The following is a 19,320-nucleotide window of genomic DNA, read 5'->3' as shown; positions in this document are numbered from 1 at the left end:
TATCATGGTTAACAGCTCCCTACATTTGTTTTCTTCGTCCTTGAAATGTTCTTTAATCATTTTTTTAAGGATGTGATGTATGTCAAGTTCTAAATCTGGTTCAATTTGGTTAATTTGTGAGAATAATTGTGATATTTCTATCATTATCTCTTTTGAATATTCGTCCTTGATAAATATGGCAATGTATGTAAAATATATTCCTTCTTTTTGGGATATTTTTTTCTTATCATTAATTATGTCTTTCAGTATTGTTAATCTTTTTGTAATTTCTTCATGTGTGGCTATGTTTACACGCAGCTTAAATGTCTGGTCATGTGATTCGCATAAGAGGACTTCCTGTCCGATGTCCATATTTGTCATGACTATTGAATTGGAGGGAATGTTTGTCTGATGGATTAAGAAAATCTTATAATCATAGATTACTTCTACCTTTTCATCTTTTAGTGGATATGTCTGATGTTCCACATTTATTGTTGATTTGCATGTTATGTCTCCTTTTGGCATTACCAGTTGCGCACAGTCCATCTTCAGGTTTCTTCCGTCATCTGTGAATGCATCTACTTTCAGGTTGTCCACATATTCTCCCGGAAAGTCGAATGCGTCATGTGTTGCTTTGGGGTATCTGTCAACGACATACCTGAAGCAGTAATCTCGAGGGTTGTGGTTCTGTTCAGCCATCATCCAGTCTACGAGATCGCTTAACCGTATTTTTTGTCCTTGATTTTTCATAATTTATCACTTTCCCGTGATTTTTTTTTAAAAATTCATGGCCATGTAGAATAATGTCTGTAAAAGGTAGTATATAAGTTATTTAGTTATTTTTCCCCCAATATAACCTAATTTTTGAATATAACCTCTTCAAATCAATATTTGTATGAAAAGGTAATTTTTAATTAAGTTTTTCCTGGTGAATATGCTAATTTTAATATTTATTTTATGGGGAGATTGGATAGTAATATTACAAAATAGTTTGAATGCGGTGGTTTTGAAGGAATTTATATAAATACTTATGTTTGAAACCTCCGAACTACAGATAACCTAAAAAAATGGTTTTGATACTTTTTTCATTCTCCAATATGACAGATTATCTTGTGACAATTTCTCCATGTTCATATTTGTCCAGAAATTATGAAGATTTCATTCAAATGTTTTATATATGATAATTAAAATATATTTATTTACTTTAGTGAATGTTATGTATTTGCTTTAATAAAATTTATGTGATTACTTTAGTGGAAATTATGTATTTACTTTAATAGGCTGATTGATATGAAAGAATATTTGGATAGATATTTGGATAAGGAATTGGATGAATTATTGGAATATATGGGTGCTGTTCTTATTGTCGGGCCGAAATGGTGCGGGAAAACGACTACTGCCGAACAACATGCGGAAAGTGTAATACAGTTGCAGGATCCCACTTATTCTAAGAATTATTTAAAGCTGGCTGATGTTGACCCACTTTCATTGCTTGAAGGGAAAAAACCCAGATTAATCGATGAATGGCAGATGGCTCCTGAGCTATGGGATGCTGTAAGGTATAGTGTAGATGAAAGTGATGATGACGGTTTGTACATTTTAACCGGTTCAACTGTTGTCGATGATACAAAAATTAATCATAGCGGTGCTGGAAGAATTCACAGGTTATTGATGAGACCTATGAGCCTATATGAAAGTAAGGAATCTAATGGTAAAATTTCTTTAATGGATTTATTTGACAATCCTGATTTAAATATTAATGGTATTACCTCCGATTTGACAGTTCCTGATTTGATTTTTGCAATGTGTAGGGGCGGATGGCCTGAAAGTTTAAACAAAAAAACCAGAAAACAACAGTTAATGATAGCAAGGTCATATTTGAATATCTTATGCGAAATTGATACAACAACAATAGATGGCGTTAAAAGAAATCCTGATAAAGTCAAATCCCTTTTAAAATCATATTCAAGAAACATTTCTTCATTTACAAAAAATACAATGATTATTGCAGATATACAGGAGCATCATGGATCAATGTCTGAAACGACATATTATGATTATATCAATGTCTTAAAGCAATTGTTTGTGATTGATGAAATTAAAGCCTGGGGTCCTAAAATCAGATCTAAGACTGCAATGAGAAATTCTTCTAAAAAAAATTTTATAGATCCATCTATTGCAGTAGCAGCTCTTGAATTAACTCCCGAACAGTTATTATATGATTTGGATACTGGAGGACATATATTTGAAAGCCTCTGTATTCGTGATATTAATGTATATTCTGCACAAAGGGGAGGGAAAGTATTGCAATATCATGACCAGGATGATTTGGAGGTTGACTGTGTTTTAGTCTTAAGCAATGGGGATTATGCATTAATTGAATTTAAGTTAGGCAGTAGAGAAGAAGAGGATGGTGCTTCAAATTTACTTAAACTTAAAGATTTGATTATCAAAAGAAAAGAGTCCGGTGATATCAATATTCCCGAACCAAAATTCCTGGCAATTGTAAATGGTGGAAAAGTAGCCTATACTCGCGAAGACGGTGTTAAAGTAATTCCTATAGGTTGTTTGTGTTGATGTTTTTTTATTGTCAAATGAATTCTAAAAGATTATTAAAACTCGAATTTTAAAAAACGGAACTTATCCGTTTAGTTTAGATTAATGCTTTGTAAAATGGGGGATGGAAAATAATTTTTATCCCTGATTGGATATTTGTTGTTAAGTGTCAATGTATTTATCAATGAAATCATGTATTGGTGAAGTGAATAGTAATCATTTCTCCTGGAAATTGAATTGGGTGAATTTATTAATATCATGAATGAAAATCCCTGAAACTATTTGTGATATAAAAAAAGGATTCTTATGAGATAATTTCGAAAACTTCATTTAAGAAAAAACTCTTAAGCCGGATTTTTATATATAAAAATGTTAATTTTATATACTTTTTTTTACATAAATTCAATTAAGATTGGGATGATTTTTAATGAAAGTTTATAAAGTTACATTAATAATATTGTTTTTATTTGTTTTAATGTCTGCTGTAAGTGCGGCGGATGATTTGAATTCTACTGAGGATGTGATTTCGGCTGATATTCATGAAGGGGAAATTTATCTTGATGATGATGTGATTTCGGCTGATATTCATGAAGGGGAAATTTCTCTTGATGATGAGCTAAATAATTCAGTTATCTATGCTGATGCGGAAAATGGTAATGATTCAAATGACGGATTATCCAAGGACAGTGCCGTTAAAACGATAGGAAAGGCATATGATTTGGTCGAGTATAACGGAACAATATACTTATCGGATGGAGTTTATGATAACCCTCAGTTGTATCTTTATAAATCACTTTCAATTATCGGGTCAAACAATACCATAATAAAAGATGTTGGTTATGTTCGCAAAGGTTTCGTTTTTAAAATTTGGGAGGGCTCATACTTTGCATTCAAAAACATCAAATTTATGAATATTAAAACTTATGGGCATGCTGCTAAGGTTATTCGGGCAGGTGTTAAGGACAGTACTGTTTTAATCGAAAACTGTGATTTTTATAATACTAATACAGATTCGAATGCTCTTTTTGTGAATACTACGCCAGTAATTTGGATTTCAAATACTGTAACAGCTTATATCTTAGATTGTAATTTTATTAATCCAAGTAAAGGTAGAGATAATTACTGGACGATTGTAAATTCCGGAAAATTAACTGCCAATAATACAAATTTTATAAATGCAAGCGGAGGGTTTATCCTTACTGAAAGAAGTACTAATAAACGAATTTCCACTTTGGATATTAATAATTGTACTTTCATTAATGTTACAGGCAATAGTGCTGTTAAATGTGATACTAAGTTGAATATTAATAATTCCTCATTTATTAATTGCACTAATAAAGCTAATGGTGGTGCTATTTGCATTGATAAAAATATGAATAATCATGATATAAATCCTATTATAACTAATTGTTATTTTGAATCCTGTTCTGCCAATAAGGGGAGTGCTATCGGAGTTTTTAACGCTAATTCTTTTACTTTATCAAATTCGTCTTTTATAAAATGTTATGATTATTCGAATGGTAATGCGATTACTGGAACATTATACATTTCAAAAGGCACTAATGCATTTTTAAATTATATTACTTTTTCGGAATGTTCAGGTTTTGTTGCAGCAATATGTAACCAGGGGAATACTGTTTTAAATAACTCAATAATTAAAAATTCAAAAATAAATGTAGCTACAAATATGAATGGTTATTTTCTCGGTTCAATATTAAATGAGTATGGATCTTTAACTGTTATTAGTTCTATTTTTGAAAATAATACTTTATCAAATTCATGGTTTCATTTTCATGCTATAGGTACTCCAGGAATATATAATAGGGGAACTTTGAATGTTTCATATTCAGCATTTATCAATAATCAAAAATATAGGGATGATGTGTATGAGGATGTTTACACTGAAAACAGTGGAATTAAATCTTTGGATTTCAATTGGTGGGGTAGTGATGAAAATCCAGTTGATTTAAGCATGACTAATTATGAAAAAATCAATAATTGGTTTTATCTGGATATTGTGCCGGAATATCTTGCATTAAATATTAATGATACAGCAAATGTAACTGCAAACTTTAAATTAAACAATCCAAATATTCCTTTTGATTCGGATAAACTCCCAAAATTCAATATTACTTTTTCATCTGTTGTTAATGATAAGCTATTTCATGAAAGTAAAAATCTTTTAAATAACTCAGCATCAGTTCTGTTTAATTTAACTCAAACTAAAGGCCAGTATGTTCTTTTAACAAGCATCAGTTCCTATATTAAACCTACAATAATTGATGTTGGTAAAAATGTTTCATTGATGTATGTTAATTTTACAGATATTGTTTATGGTGAAAAGTTAAAAGTTAATGTTTCTGTTAAAAATAATAATTCTGAATTTTTAAATGGTAATGTGACTTTTTTAATTGATAAAAAGACTTATAATGTTAAATTAGATAATGGATTTTGCACTGTATCCATTCCTGATTTAAATCCTGGAAATTATACTTTAAAAGTTGTTTATGAAGGAAATGAAGATTACTTTAAGTCTATTCAGTATTTCAATGTTACTGTTAATAAGATTTCGACTGATTTTTCAATTTCAATGCCTGAAATAATTTATATTGGAAATAAAGCTAAATTCAATACTACTTTAAAACCTGAAAACTTTAAAATTAGAGCCAATCTTTATTTAAATGGTAATAAAACTAATATTTTATATATTTATGGTGGAAATACTACAATTTCGTTAGGTGTTTTGCCTTTAGGTGAATATAATTTCACTGTTGAGTTATGGAATCATACATATTATGAAAGCTCTACTGTAAGCAGATCATTTAAAGTTGAAAAATATGATGTCAATTTAACTATTGATGCGGATGATGTTAAACTGGGTGAAAATGCGACAATTACAATCAATTCGAGTCCTGAAGACTTTAAAGGATATGGGATGCTTGAAATCAATGGTGTTAATCAAAGTATTTTTATTTACAATAATCAGACAAACATTACACTTTCCGATTTAAACCCTGGAAAATATGATTTAAAACTGTATTATGGTGGTGATGCTAAATTTAAAAATGCAACAGCTTTCGCATCATTTAATGTGTTAAAAAATAATGTAACTTTAAACATTACGATTGGTGAAGGTTTTATTTTAGTTAAAACAAATTATACTGATTGTGAGGGTTTGATTTCATTATATGTTAATAATAACTTCTACACTCAAAATTTAAGCAAAGGTATTGCTAATTTCACAGTTGATTTTAGTGAAGGTTATAATTATATCTATGCTCATTATTCAGGTGATGACTATTACGAGCATGCTACCGCTAATGCTACATTTTTGGTGCCTGATACTCCTGGTTTGACTGGTGAAGATTTAATGGTTTATGAGCATAGTGGTGAGGGATATGTTATTAATTTAAACAATGATTTGGGATATCCTATTTCCAATGCTACAATTACAATAGAGATTGCAGGTAAAAAGTATGCTGTTATTACTAACTGGGAAGGTTATGCTTTGTTTCCTTTGAATCTGGATGTTGGTGATTATATTCTCATGGCATCATATGGGAAGTATAATATTACCAATAACATTTCTGTAAAGCCGATTAATTTAAGATTGTCATGTAAAAATATTATTTCTCCTAATCAAAATCAAACGATTACTGCTAAGGTGTCTAGGGGAGTAATCGGTGAAATTCTATTTGAATTGTCTGACAATACATCATATGTTGCTGTAATATCTGATGGTTTTGCTCAAATTAATATTTCTGGTCTTGCTTCTGGAAATTATACAATTAAGGCATATTATACTAATGAAATTTATAAATCAAATGGTGTTGTGGCTAATTTTACTGTAGATAAGTATTACACTCCGATTAGTGCTGATTTTAATGATACATTATATTCCAGGGATTTTGTCGTTAAGGTTACTTTGCCGGATAATGCTGGAGGTAATGTTACATTTAAAATTAATGATTCAGTTTATGTTCGTGAAGTTTTAAAGGGTATTTCTACTTTAGTCCTGTCTGGTTTGGATGTTGGCCAGTATAATTTGGATATTATTTATTCCGGCGATTCTCTTTACTATACTGCTTCTGTTTTAAACAAGTCTTTTAAAGTTTTTAAGCTTAACTCAGTTATTGATGTTAATGTGTCTGATGTGATTTATGGTGAAGATGTTATTATTGATGTTTGTTTGTCTGGTGATGCTACAGGTACTGTCCGTTTACTTCTTAACAATCAAAATTATACAGCATATCTTGTTGGTGGCAGAACTTCTTTTATTTTACCGGATTTGGGTGTTGGTTTTTATAAAGCAAAGATTTTTTATTCCGGTGATGACAATTACTATTCAAATACCTCAGACATTAGTTTTTATGTATTGAAAGATCATATTTCATTGGATGTGTCTGCAAATGATGTTTTATATGGTGAAGATGTAGTCATTAAGGTAGTTTTGGATAAAAATATTTCTGGAAAAGTTTCTGTTGATGTAAATGGTAGGAAATATGTTGGTGATGTTACATATGGCTGCTGTGATTTGATTTTACATGATTTGGATGTTGGTTTATATGATGTTGATGTTGTATATTTGGATGATGTTAATTACTATTTCAACACTTCTTCCGTAAGATTTAATGTTTTTAAACTTAATTCTTCCATTTATCTGGATGTTAATGATACATTGTCTGGTGATGATGCGGTAATTAAAGTCTATTTATCTGATAATGCTACAGGTATCGTTAATTTCTGTATTAATGATTATAATTATACAAGTAATGTCGTTAACGGCATCGCTAGTCTGGTCTTTTCAGGTTTGGATGTTGGTTTATATGATGTGGAAGCTAATTATCCTGGTGATAATCATTATAAAGCTAATAGTTCATCTTCAAGTTTTATAGTCTACAAGCTAAAATCACCTATATCCGTTAATGTGGATGACACATTATTTGGTGATGATGTCATTATCAGTGTTATTTTGGATAAGAATGCCTCTGGTGTTGTATCATTTAATATAAATGGTTCTGAGTATCTTTGCAATGTAAGTGGCGGTTTTGCATCAGTAGTATTGTCCGGTTTAAATCTTGGAATCTATGGCTTGGATGTTTATTATTCAGGAGATGTCCGCCATTACTCAAATGAATCACATTCAAGCTTTAGGATATATAAATTAAATTCTATCTTTGATGTAAGTGTCAGTGATGTTTTGGCTGGTGAGGATGAAATTATAACTGTTGTTTTGGATAAAAACGCTACAGGTCAGGTCATTTTCACTGTGGATGGTAAAAGTTATGCTAAAAATGTTGTTGGTGGTAAAGCTGTGTTGGTATTGTCCAATCTTTTAGTTAAAACATATAATCTTTCTGTGAGTTATTCCGGAGATAATCATTATTATCCAAATCAGATGAATACGACATTTTCCATTAAAACATTGCTTTCCAGTATTGATGTTGATGTGTGTAATGTCAAATATGGGGAAATTGTTGTAATTAAGGCTAATGTAACTGATGGTGCAACGGGTGGTGTAATATTTTCCATTGGCAATATCACTAAAACTGTTAATCTTATCAATTCGACTGCAGTATTGGAGCTTTCAAATCTTGATGCGGGCAAATACAATGTTACTGCAAAATATGTTGGGGATTCAGTTTATACGTCTTCACAGACATTTAAATCTTTCAATGTCTATAAAAGGGAATCTGAGGTTAATGTTGTTGTTAATTCTGTGGTTGTCGGTGAAAATATTCGTATTTATGCTGTTGTAAGTCCTAATGCAACAGGCAATGTTACATTCCGGATGTTGGGTTATTACAGTCCTCGTAATAAAACAATTAATGGTAATAATGCTTCATGGCTAATAAGTCCACTAAAAACTGGCCAGTACACTATAATTGCCATTTATAATGGAGACAACAATTATTTATCATCAAACACTACTTATTACTTGAGTGTTAATCAGATTAAGACTAAATTAAATGTTGAAATCAATAATGTAAGTAAAAAAAGTGACGTTTTCATTAAAGCTACATTAAAAACAGAGGATGATGTGGGTATTGATGGTCAGATTATGGTTACAATTGGGGACTATGATTATATTGTTGATATTAAGGATGGTTATGGTGTTTTAAACATTTCCAAATTGAGTCCTGGTGTTTATAATTATTCTGCACTTTATTCCGGATCAAAAATATATTATCGCTCAACATTTACTGGTGTATTTGAAATTGAGGATTCATTTGTAGATGTTAAACTAACTTCTAATCCATTAATTAAATATTATGGAGGCAGCGAAAGATTAGTGGTTTATTTAACTGATGAGGATTATAATCCTATAAATGGTGCTGCTTTATATTTCACGGTCAATGGTGTTGAATATAAGCGCGTAACCGGAGGTGACGGTTCTGCTTCAATGGCCATTAATTTAATTTCCGGAAATTACAGTGTAGATGTTAGATTTGAAGGTTTTAATAAGTTCAATGCTCTCTCTATTAATGTGAATGTTACTGTTAATCCTACTGTTGAAGGATTAAATATTACAAAGATTTTTAGAAATGCCACACAATATTATGCAATTTTCATTGACAGTCAGGGTAATTTATTAAAAAATACCAATGTCACTTTCAATATTAATGGTGTATTTTACACTAGATTAACAAATGAGTATGGTATTGCCAGGTTAAATATTAATTTAAATCCTGGTGAATATATTTTAACTGCCGAAAATCCGGTTACGGGTGAAATGAAAAGTAATTTAATCACAGTTTTATCTCCAATTGTTGAAAATCATGATTTAAACATGTTCTTTAGAAACGGTTCACAGTATGTAGTTAAATTATTGAGCCATGACGGACGTGCTGTTGCAAATGCAGAGGTTACTTTCAATATTAATGGTGTATTTTACACTCGTGTCAGTGATAATGATGGTTACGCCCGTTTGAATATTAATTTAAATCCTGGCAGTTATATTATTACTGCTGAGTATAATGATTGCAGGGTTTCTAATAATATTCTTGTGAAACCAATCTTGTTTACTAATGATTTGAGTATCAGGTACGGTTCTAAAGCTTCTTTTGATGCTACGCTTGTTGATGGTCAGGGCAGATTATATTCTGGTCAGGTTGTGACTTTTAATATTAATGGTGTTTTTTATGAAAGAACAACAGGGGATAATGGTGTTGCATCCCTGAATATTCGATTACAGGCAGGAAAATACATTATAACCTCAAGCTATAACGGTTGCAATGTAGCAAATACAATTACTATTTACTAATTTTTACATTATCAAGAATTTTTGATAAATTTTAAATAATAAATATCTCATAAATATATATTAATAATATTCATTTTTATTTGAATATTATAATGGATCTTTATGGGAGATTCTTATGAAGAGAAAGTCGTTACTTTTAATTACAATACTTTTAACAGTATTGTGCGGGTTAAGCACTGTAAGTGCTAATGAAAACGTAAGTGATGTTAACACGATATTGGGTGATTCTGATTCATCTAGTACTGTTAACAATTGGAATGATTTAATGAGTAACTGTTCTGATACAAATGCTAATCATATAATTAATCTGAATGGTACTCTTAATGCAACTGAACAAATTCAAATAAGAAATAATGTTACTGTTATTGGGAATGAAAATTCGTTTATTGTAGGTAATTATGGTAATTTAATCCCATTTATATGTACTGATGCATTAAATGTTACATTTAGAAATGTAAACTTCCAGAATTTAAGTGGAGATTACTTAATGCAATTTTCTGGTAATGGTAATTATGTAATTGAAAACTGTGACTTTTCAAATATAGATGTTGGTAGTAAATCTGTTATTTATTCTAATTATGGTGTTGTTAATATAACTAATTGTAGTTTCACTGATTGTAATGTTAGAAATGGTGTAATAAATAATTATTATGCTGCTAATAGTGCAACAGTGAATAATGCAAGATTATATGTAACTGATTCAAGATTTAGAAATAATCATGCTTCTTATCATTCTGGTGCTATTGCGAATGGTGGTTATTTGGTAGTTGAAAACTCTATGTTTGATAGTAATTATGCTGTAAATTGGGCGGGTGCAATACACACTGCGGCTTATGCAAATACTACCATTCATAATTCTACATTCATTGATAACATAGCTTATTGGAATGGTGGAGCATTATATACTTACAGCAATTTACAAATTTATAACTCTACTTTTATAGGCAATAATTGTACTACTAACAATGGTGGTGGAGCTATAGGTGCTTGTAAAATGAACACTGTACCAAATATTTTTGTAATCGGATCAAGATTTGAAAATAATATAAATACTTGTTATCAACTTGGTGGTGATTCTACTACTGGTGTTGGTCGTGGTGGAGCTATTTCAATTATGGATGATGGTACTTTAAAAGTATATAATAATAATTTCACTGGAAATGATGCTGTAATTGGTTCTGCTATTTCAGCAATTAGTCAAGTTAGTTGGGGTTCTCCTGATGTTGAAATTGTTGGAAATAACTTTATAAATCATACTGGGGATTTGGGTAGTGATGTATTAGTTGTAAGTTTGTTAAATTCAAATTATCTTGTAGAAAATAATACGTATATAAATGATAAAATTTCTTTAGCTAAATTTAGATTGGATATTGATGAAAATAATAATGGAAATGTGACTGTTAATATTACTTTAAGATTAAAACATCCTGAGTATTATGATTTTGATATTATAACCAAATCTGGATTTATGGTTTATATAGATGATACTGCAGATAATTTTACTGTTAATACATATTCATTCACATATCAGTTTAATGATACTTTAAACCATACAATTAAAGTGGTTCCTTTATTCCTGTATAATGAATATAGGGATTATAGTGCTTTTGATACTATTTATGTTTCAACTACGGGTAATGATAATAATAATGGTGCTGATAGGAATTCTGCGGTTAGGACTATTAAAAAAGCTCTTGAATTAGCTAATGGTGCTAAATATATTAAAATACTTGAAGGAACTTATTATGAAAGATCTTTAACCATTTCTGAAGATTTAATAATTGAAGGTGAAGGTAATGTAATTTTAGTTGGAAATAGCAGTGATGTAACTACTTTCACGGTTAATTCGCCATCTGTCGGATTTAGTAATTTGAAATTTACGGGAATCACTGGTGGAAGAGCTATTGGTACTGAAGATGATTTTATTGTAACTATAAATGATTGTTCTTTTTACTCAAATAATGTTGGAAACAAGCTTATTGAGGTTTACGGTTTAAATATTAAAGATTCAACATTTGATAATAATGTTGTCAATTTTGTGATTTATACTTCAAATGTCCTTAATATGGAAAATTGTAATGTCAGTAATAATAGATTAATGTCTACTTCTACAAGTAATTCAATTGTTAATATTGCAAAGGGCATTATTTCTAATTCAACTTTTACAAATAATAATGGTCGTAGAGGTATTTTGCGCATAAATGGTAATACTGTATCGATTTATGAATCAAAATTTATCAACAATACTGCATCTAATTATGGGGGAGCAATTTATGCTTCTTCTGCGGATAATATAAATATTATATCATCAATATTTTATAATAATACTGCAAATACCCGTGGTGGAGCTATTTATACTGATAATTCTGTTTCTAATCTGAACATTACTTACTCAATTTTGATTGGCAATAATTGTAATAATAATAGAAATTATCAAATTGATAGAGCAAGTACTAACACAAATATTTTTGCTATTAATAATTGGTGGGGTAACACTGATGAAGATCCATTTACGGCTCCAACATTTTATAGTGATGTGAATGTAAATGCTTCTATCTGGTTAGTTTTAGTAAGTACTTCTGATTCTGTTTTATATAATCCTAATGAATCAACAGTTGTTACTTTTGATTTGACATATACTAATAAAGTAGGTAGTGATGCTCCTCCAGGATCTAATGAAACTGGAAATATAACTCATTTCCGTATAGATGGTATTTATTTGCCAGTCCTTGAAGGTGTTTTATCAACAATCAGAGGTAATGTAAATGTGACTAATGTTTCATTAGTTGACGGTAAAGCAACAGTATTATTTACTGCAACAGGATATCGTTCTGGCTTAATAATGGATGTTTTAGGAATATCTTGTCGTCGTCTTTGGATTATTCCTTTCCCTTGGGAAAATGATTTGAATCACATTTCAGATGATTCAATTAATCTGGGCGAAATTTCATCTCAAAAATCATATTCCGATGATTTGCTGGGATATGGTTTGCCACCTGAAGAATGGGAGGAAGTGTGTGAGTTCATGCAAGAGTGCACTATAATCCTATATAATAATTGCGCTATACTACATCCATTTTTGGAAGATATGTTTTACGAAAATTGGATGGATGATGATGATTTACATGATTTTGAATCTAATGGAATTCCAGATAAATATTTTAAAGAAGATAATTTTCATGTAAATCTATCAATATTTAATTCATCAACTCAAAAATGGGATAATGTTGTTGAAGATTCATATTGTTTACCTTTTCCTAATACTATTCTTCTGGGTTCTTCTTATTATAATAATGTAAGCATATTTAATTTTACTAAAGGTTTATATAAAATTTCAATGGTTTATGATGGTCAAGATATTGAATATGAATATTATGATGATGGTGAAGACGATTATGTTACTGGAGTTTATACTTATGAACCAAGAAGTTGGGAAGCAGAACTTAATTTAACTAGTAACTTTTTAAACCCATCAATCAATAATTTAAACTCTGTTATTTCATATGAAAATAATTATATAAAAATTAATCCAAAAATTGTTTGTAAATATGATAATTGGCGCCATCCAGTACAATATGAAGAAGAACAAGATGATGATTATGGGTCTATAAATACATTTGCTTTGCTTTATAATAATAAAAACTATGATTTCAATGGAGAAACTACTTTCCTCTGGGGGGGTAATGTAAAAATTAATGATAGTGCTTATAATCCTGATGATTTCCCTGAAGTAAAACCAGCTAATATCACTATGACTATTACTCAAGGCGATAAAGTAATTAAAGAATTCAGTGTTGCTCCGGATGATACTTATTCCTTTAACGATTTACCTGAGGGTGAATATAATTTAACTGCAGTTTATAATGATTCTTATTATGGCTATGCTGAAAAGACCGTAACAATTACTGTTTATAAAAACATTTGGGATAATGTCGGTGCAGATGAAGGGTATTCCCATCAGACTGAATATTTTGGTTCTAAAAATGTTGAACCTTTATGGAATTTAAGTGTTAATGCTAATAATTTCAATTTAGAGGATAAATATCAGTCTTCAGTCATTGACAGTAATGGCAATATTTATGTTGTAAATGGTACTAAAATCCTTGTTATAAACAGTGATGGTAATCTAATTAAAACTTTAACAATTACATCAGATGATCATACAGGAATATTCTCTACGGGTCTTGCATTATATAATAATTATTTAATATGTTCAGTTTATACTAGTACTATGTTGGGTGCTTCTGTATGGGATATAAATAATAATTATGCTAATTCATGGTTCCCTTGGGGTGGTTATGGGGAAGCAGCTGATAAGAACTCCACTACTTCCATGTATGCTCCTGTAGTTTCTAATGGAAAAGTTTATATCTCATCCTGGCAGTACTATTCTGATAATGACCATATTTATGAATGGACAACTAACACCCATTCAAATCCTTTCCCTAGATCAACTGGTGCACCTTCTGTTGATAGTGCAGGTTATATTTATGTGAACACCAAATCAGGACTTTATATTTTGGATCCTGAGTTAAATATTATGGATTTATCCTTCGGTGATGCAGGTAAGTATGGAAGACCGGTAATTGATTCAGCGGATATGGTTTATGTATTTAATGCTGATAGAACTGTGGTTTATGCCTTAAACCGTGAAACTGGAATTGAATGGAATAAAACTATTGCTGGCGGCGCCTGTGGTGCAATGGCTGTTGATGTTGAAAATAAAGCATTGTATATTGTCGGAAATGATGGAATATTATACAAACTTAACCGTGCTACAGGTGATATGTCTGAATTTTACACTTTAGGCACAACTTCTTCATCTATTTTAGTTGATGGGCGTGGAACTGTTTATGTTGGCGGTGATGATGGTATAATGTATGCCGTTACTAATGAAGGTAAAACTTTATTCAAATATGATGTGGGTAGTCCTATTTCCAAGGATTTGGTTTTAGACAATAATGGTACATTGTATGTTTATGCCAATTTCACAGTTTATGCGTTAACGGGTGCTCCTAGACTATACTCCGAAATCATCATTAACGTCAGTGATGTTTCAGCAAAGAGAAATAACACGATTGTTGCAACTTTACCTGAAAACGCAACCGGTAATGTAACATTCATCATAGATGATACTATCGAATCCGGTGAAATCCCAATCATCAGCGGCAATGCCACCTGGATTGCTCCGGGTTTACTGAGCGGAAATCACACTGTAAAAGCATCATGGGCTGGAGATACTGAATACTTCGGATGTGATGCAACTGAAGAGTTCAATGTATATAAAGTCAACTCAACCATTGATTTGGAGGATTCAGTTAACTATGTAGGCAAATTGACTCAGCTGAACATCACTCTTCCTGAAGATGCTGTAGGTAATGTTACAGTCACATTCAACCGCAAAACAGAAACTGTTAAAATAGTAAACGGTACTGCTACTTTTGAAACCACTCCTTTGGAAGCTGGAAACTATACAATAGACTTCAGCTGGGACGGTGATGAGAGATACTTCGGAAATTCAAGTTATGCATACTTCACTGTAATTAAAAACGATGCAGCTTTAACAATTGATGCAGATTCAATCAGGGAAGGCGAAGACTTGAAAGTCACCGTAACGTTAAGTGATGATGAAAGCGGTATAGTTTTAATCATGGTTGGTGATGTTAAAGACTTTGCTGAAATAAAAGGCGGTAAAGCTGAATTTGCAATATCTGGTTTGACTGCAGATACTTATGACATCAATGCAATATACCTTGGTGACAATAAGTATTACAACACTACAGAAACTTCCCAGGTAACTGTTTCTGCTAAAGATACAACTACAATTGAAATCAGTCCTGAAGTCATTACTGAAGATGACAATCAAAGCATTGAAGTAACTCTTCCGGATGATGCAACAGGTAACGTTTTAGTTGAAGTTAATGGAAACACTTTCTATGCAGAAGTAAATGGCGGAAAAGTTAATGTTCCTGTAAGTGGTCTTAAGGCTAACACAACATATCCTGTAACCGTAACATACAGCGGAAACGACATTTATTCTGAAACAACAGAAGAAGGTGAAGTTACAACACCTGAAGAACCTGTAGTCGAACCATTAGATCCTGGTCTTGAGTTATCAGTTCAGGATACTGTCATTACTGTTTCTGTTAACGATAATGCTACTGGTTTGGTGATTATAACTGTTGGTGACATTTCATTCGTCATGGATGCTCATGAATTGGGACCTATTGATGTGAGTGATTATTTAACTAACGGTACTTACGATGTTGAGGTTATCTATCTTGGTGATGAAGTATTCATGAATGCTACTGATTCAGATAAGGTCACTGTTCCTGAAGAGCCAATCATAAGACCTTTAGATCCTGAACTTTATGTGGATATTCAAAACACTACCATTACAGTTTCCATTAATGAGAATGCTACCGGTCTTGTTATTATAACTGTTGGAGATATTTCATTTGTCTTTGATGCAAGTGAATTGGAACCTGTTGATGTCAGCGAATTCTTGACTAATGGTACTTATCCTGTTAGTGTTGAGTATCTTGGTGATGATGTATTTGATGAAGCTTTATTCATTGGAGGTAATGTAACTGTTCCTGAGGAACCTGTTGTTGAACCTAAAGATGCTGGTCTTAAAGTAGATATTAAAGACACTACTATTGCTGTTTCCATTAATAAAGATGCTACTGGTTTAGTGATTATAACTGTTGGGGATATTTCATTTGTCTTTGATGCAAGTGAATTGGAACCTGTTGATGTCAGTGAATATTTAGCTAATGGTACTTATCCTGTTAGTGTTGAGTATCTTGGTGATGATGTATTTGATGAAGCTTTATTTATTGGAGGTAATGTAACTGTTCCTGAGGAACCTGTTGTTGAACCTAAAGATGCTGGACTTAATGTTGATATTAAAGACACTATTATTGCTGTTTCCATTAATAAAGATGCTACTGGTTTAGTGATTATAACTGTTGGTGATATTTCATTTGTCTTTGATGCTAGTGAATTGGAACCTGTTGATGTCAGTGAATATTTAACAAACGGCACTTATCCTGTTAGTGTTGAGTATCTTGGTGATGATATTTTCGCTAATGCCACTCAATCTGGTAGTGTTACTGTTCCTGAGGAACCTGTTGTTGAGCCTAAAGATCCTGAACTTAAAGCAACTGCAAAAGAAACTGCAATCAGTGTATCTGTTAATAAAGATGCTACTGGTTATGTTGTAGTTGATGTTGATGGTACTAGTTACTATGCTGAAATTGAAAATGGTCAGGCAGTTATTGATGTCAAAGGTCTTGAAGCTGGTGAGAATTATACTGCATCTGTAACTTACATGGGTGATGGTAACTTCTCTGAAGCTGAAACTACTGTTAAAATCAGCATTCCTGATGAACCTGTTGTTGAGCCTAAGGATCCTAACTTGAAGGCTAGTGTTGAAAATACTACTGTTAGTGTGTCTGTTGATAAGGATGCTACTGGTTACGTTGTAGTTGATGTTGATGGTACTAGTTACTATGCTGAGGTTGAAAACGGTCAGGCGGTTATTTCTATTCCTGCATTACGTCCTGGAAGTTATAGTGCTGATGTGACTTATGCTGGTGATGAGAATTATAAAAACGCAAGCACTACTGTTTCTATTGTTGTTCCTGATGAACCTGTTGTAGAGCCTAAAGACCCTAATCTTAAAGCAACTGCTGTCAACAATACTATTACAGCAACTGTAGATAAAGACGCTACAGGCAGTATCATGGTTGATGTTGACGGTCAAGGATACTATGCACCAATCAAAGACGGCAAGGCAGTCATTAATGTTATCGGTTTGGATGATGGTAAATATGATGCTGTTGTATCTTATGTTGGTGACGACACATTTAAAGCTGCTAATGCTACTGTAAGCATAACCGTGCCTAAAAAAGAAGATCCTCAGCCTGAACCTGTTGATCCTAAAGCTGACATTAAAGTTTCAAATGATTCTGTCAGTATTGAATTACCTAAGGATGCTACTGGTTATCTTTTAGTTGATGTTGATGGTCAAGGATACTATGTTCCGGTTAAAGACGGTAAAGCAACTTTAGACTTACCTGAATTGGCTCCTGGAAACCATACTGTAACTGTTACATACACTGGTGATAAGAAGTACGATTCAGCAAACGCTACACAAACTATTACTGTTGAAGAAGACATTCATACGGTTATTGCTGAAAACTTGACTAAAGTGGAAAAAGCACCAGACAGATTCGAAGCAATATTCACTGATGCAAAAGGTAATCCTTTAGCTAACACTGATGTGACCTTTGAACTCAACGGACAAAAATACACCAGAACAACTGACGCTAACGGTAAAGCTGGAATGAACATCAACTTGATAGCAGGTAATTACACAGTTGTTACAACCAACCCTGTAACCAAGGAAAGCGTAACAAACACTATTACTGTATTGCCAAGACTTGAAGGCAGTGACTTAACCAAATACTTCAGAAACGCTTCACAATACCGTGTGAAAGTCTATGATGATAACGGCAATCCTGCTAAAGCCGGTGAGATTGTAACATTTAACATCAATGGTGTTTTATACAACCGTACCACACGCGATGATGGTTTTGTCCAATTATCCATTAATTTAAATGCCGGCGACTATATTATCACATCTGAATACAAAGGATGCAGAATTTCAAACAACATTAAAGTCTTACCAATTTTAACAGGTAAAGATTTAACCAAAAAATACGGTCAGGCCGGTGCATTCGAAGCAACTTTAGTCGACGGTCAAGGAAAACCTTATGCAAACCAACAAGTTGAATTCAACATTAACGGTGTGTTCTACAAACGTCCAACCAACAGTGATGGTATTGCAAAATTAAACATTAACTTAATGCCTGGCGAATACATTATAACTTCATCATTTAATGGATTCAGTACAGCTAACACAGTTACTGTAACGGCTTAAAAAATGGGAAGTTTTAAACACTTCTCACTTTTTTTATTTTTTTTGGATGGTTTTAAAATAATGTGTGAAATATTATTCTATTTTTTTTTAATTTGAAATTTAAATTAGTAATTTCTGCTTCAAACTCACTGTTTTTAACTTTGAAATCGGTAATTTTTTCAAATTAAAAAATTAATAAAAAATAAATATTAAATGTTAAAAAAACATTTAACATATTATTGTTCTTTTAAAGCTGATTTTTCCATGGCTATAAATGAAATTTTTCCATTCAGTTTTCTACCACCAATCAAATACAATGCCTAAAGAAACTACTAACAATACGGGATTTGCACTTGCTACTGCAATAACGCTTGTAGTAATTCCTACAAACATTTCACCGCCATTATTGTGGGCTTCATGATCACTATTTACTTGAATTTTCGGTCCGGTAATGTTTAGCTCGCCTGAATGAATCTTCGGTCCGGTAATGTTTAGTTCGCTTGGTTGAATTTTCGGTCCGGTAATGTTTAGTTCGCTTGAAATATTTGTGTCGTTTTCAAGGGGTTCAATAGTTGAAGATGAATTGTCTTCAGAG

5 protein-coding genes are annotated in these 19,320 nt (G+C 31.8%); 3 read left to right on the top strand and 2 right to left on the bottom strand.

The window, feature by feature from the left end:
* The coding region (locus ACKI5C_RS05460; protein ID WP_407432177.1) for a hypothetical protein at positions 1 to 729 on the bottom strand (729 nt) is incomplete at its 3' end.
* A gap of 540 nt (positions 730 to 1,269) precedes the next feature.
* Here ACKI5C_RS05460 and ACKI5C_RS05455 point away from each other — a divergent pair.
* The 3 genes from ACKI5C_RS05455 to ACKI5C_RS05445 all read left to right on the top strand — a co-directional run bounded on the left by ACKI5C_RS05455 (position 1,270) and on the right by ACKI5C_RS05445 (position 18,746).
* Positions 1,270 to 2,556 (top strand): ATP-binding protein, encoded by a 1,287-nt coding sequence (locus tag ACKI5C_RS05455; protein ID WP_407432176.1) that lies wholly within the window; start codon positions 1,270 to 1,272, stop codon positions 2,554 to 2,556.
* 406 nt (positions 2,557 to 2,962) lie between these two features.
* Positions 2,963 to 9,799: an Ig-like domain-containing protein gene (locus tag ACKI5C_RS05450; protein ID WP_407432175.1), complete on the top strand. Its 6,837-nt coding sequence runs from the start codon at positions 2,963 to 2,965 to the stop codon at positions 9,797 to 9,799.
* A 115-nt stretch (positions 9,800 to 9,914) separates the two neighbouring features.
* Positions 9,915 to 18,746 (top strand): Ig-like domain repeat protein, encoded by an 8,832-nt coding sequence (locus ACKI5C_RS05445; protein ID WP_407432174.1) that lies wholly within the window; start codon positions 9,915 to 9,917, stop codon positions 18,744 to 18,746.
* A gap of 276 nt (positions 18,747 to 19,022) precedes the next feature.
* Here the strand turns inward: ACKI5C_RS05445 and ACKI5C_RS05440 are convergent.
* Positions 19,023 to 19,320, bottom strand: a 298-nt coding sequence (locus ACKI5C_RS05440) for a hypothetical protein (protein WP_407432173.1), incomplete at its 5' end; no start/stop codon positions are given.

The sequence above is a fragment of the Methanobrevibacter sp. genome (assembly GCF_045646045.1).
In the GTDB taxonomy this organism is placed as follows: domain Archaea; phylum Methanobacteriota; class Methanobacteria; order Methanobacteriales; family Methanobacteriaceae; genus Methanocatella.
This window is presented reverse-complemented; position numbering and strand designations above follow the sequence as displayed.

Excerpts from the sequence above, each read along its gene's own strand:
- ACKI5C_RS05455 (WP_407432176.1), top strand. The coding sequence starts at position 1,270 with ATGAAAGAATATTTGGATAGATATTTGGATAAGGAATTGGATGAATTA.
- ACKI5C_RS05450 (WP_407432175.1), top strand. The coding sequence starts at position 2,963 with ATGAAAGTTTATAAAGTTACATTAATAATATTGTTTTTATTTGTTTTA.
- ACKI5C_RS05445 (WP_407432174.1), top strand. The coding sequence starts at position 9,915 with ATGAAGAGAAAGTCGTTACTTTTAATTACAATACTTTTAACAGTATTG.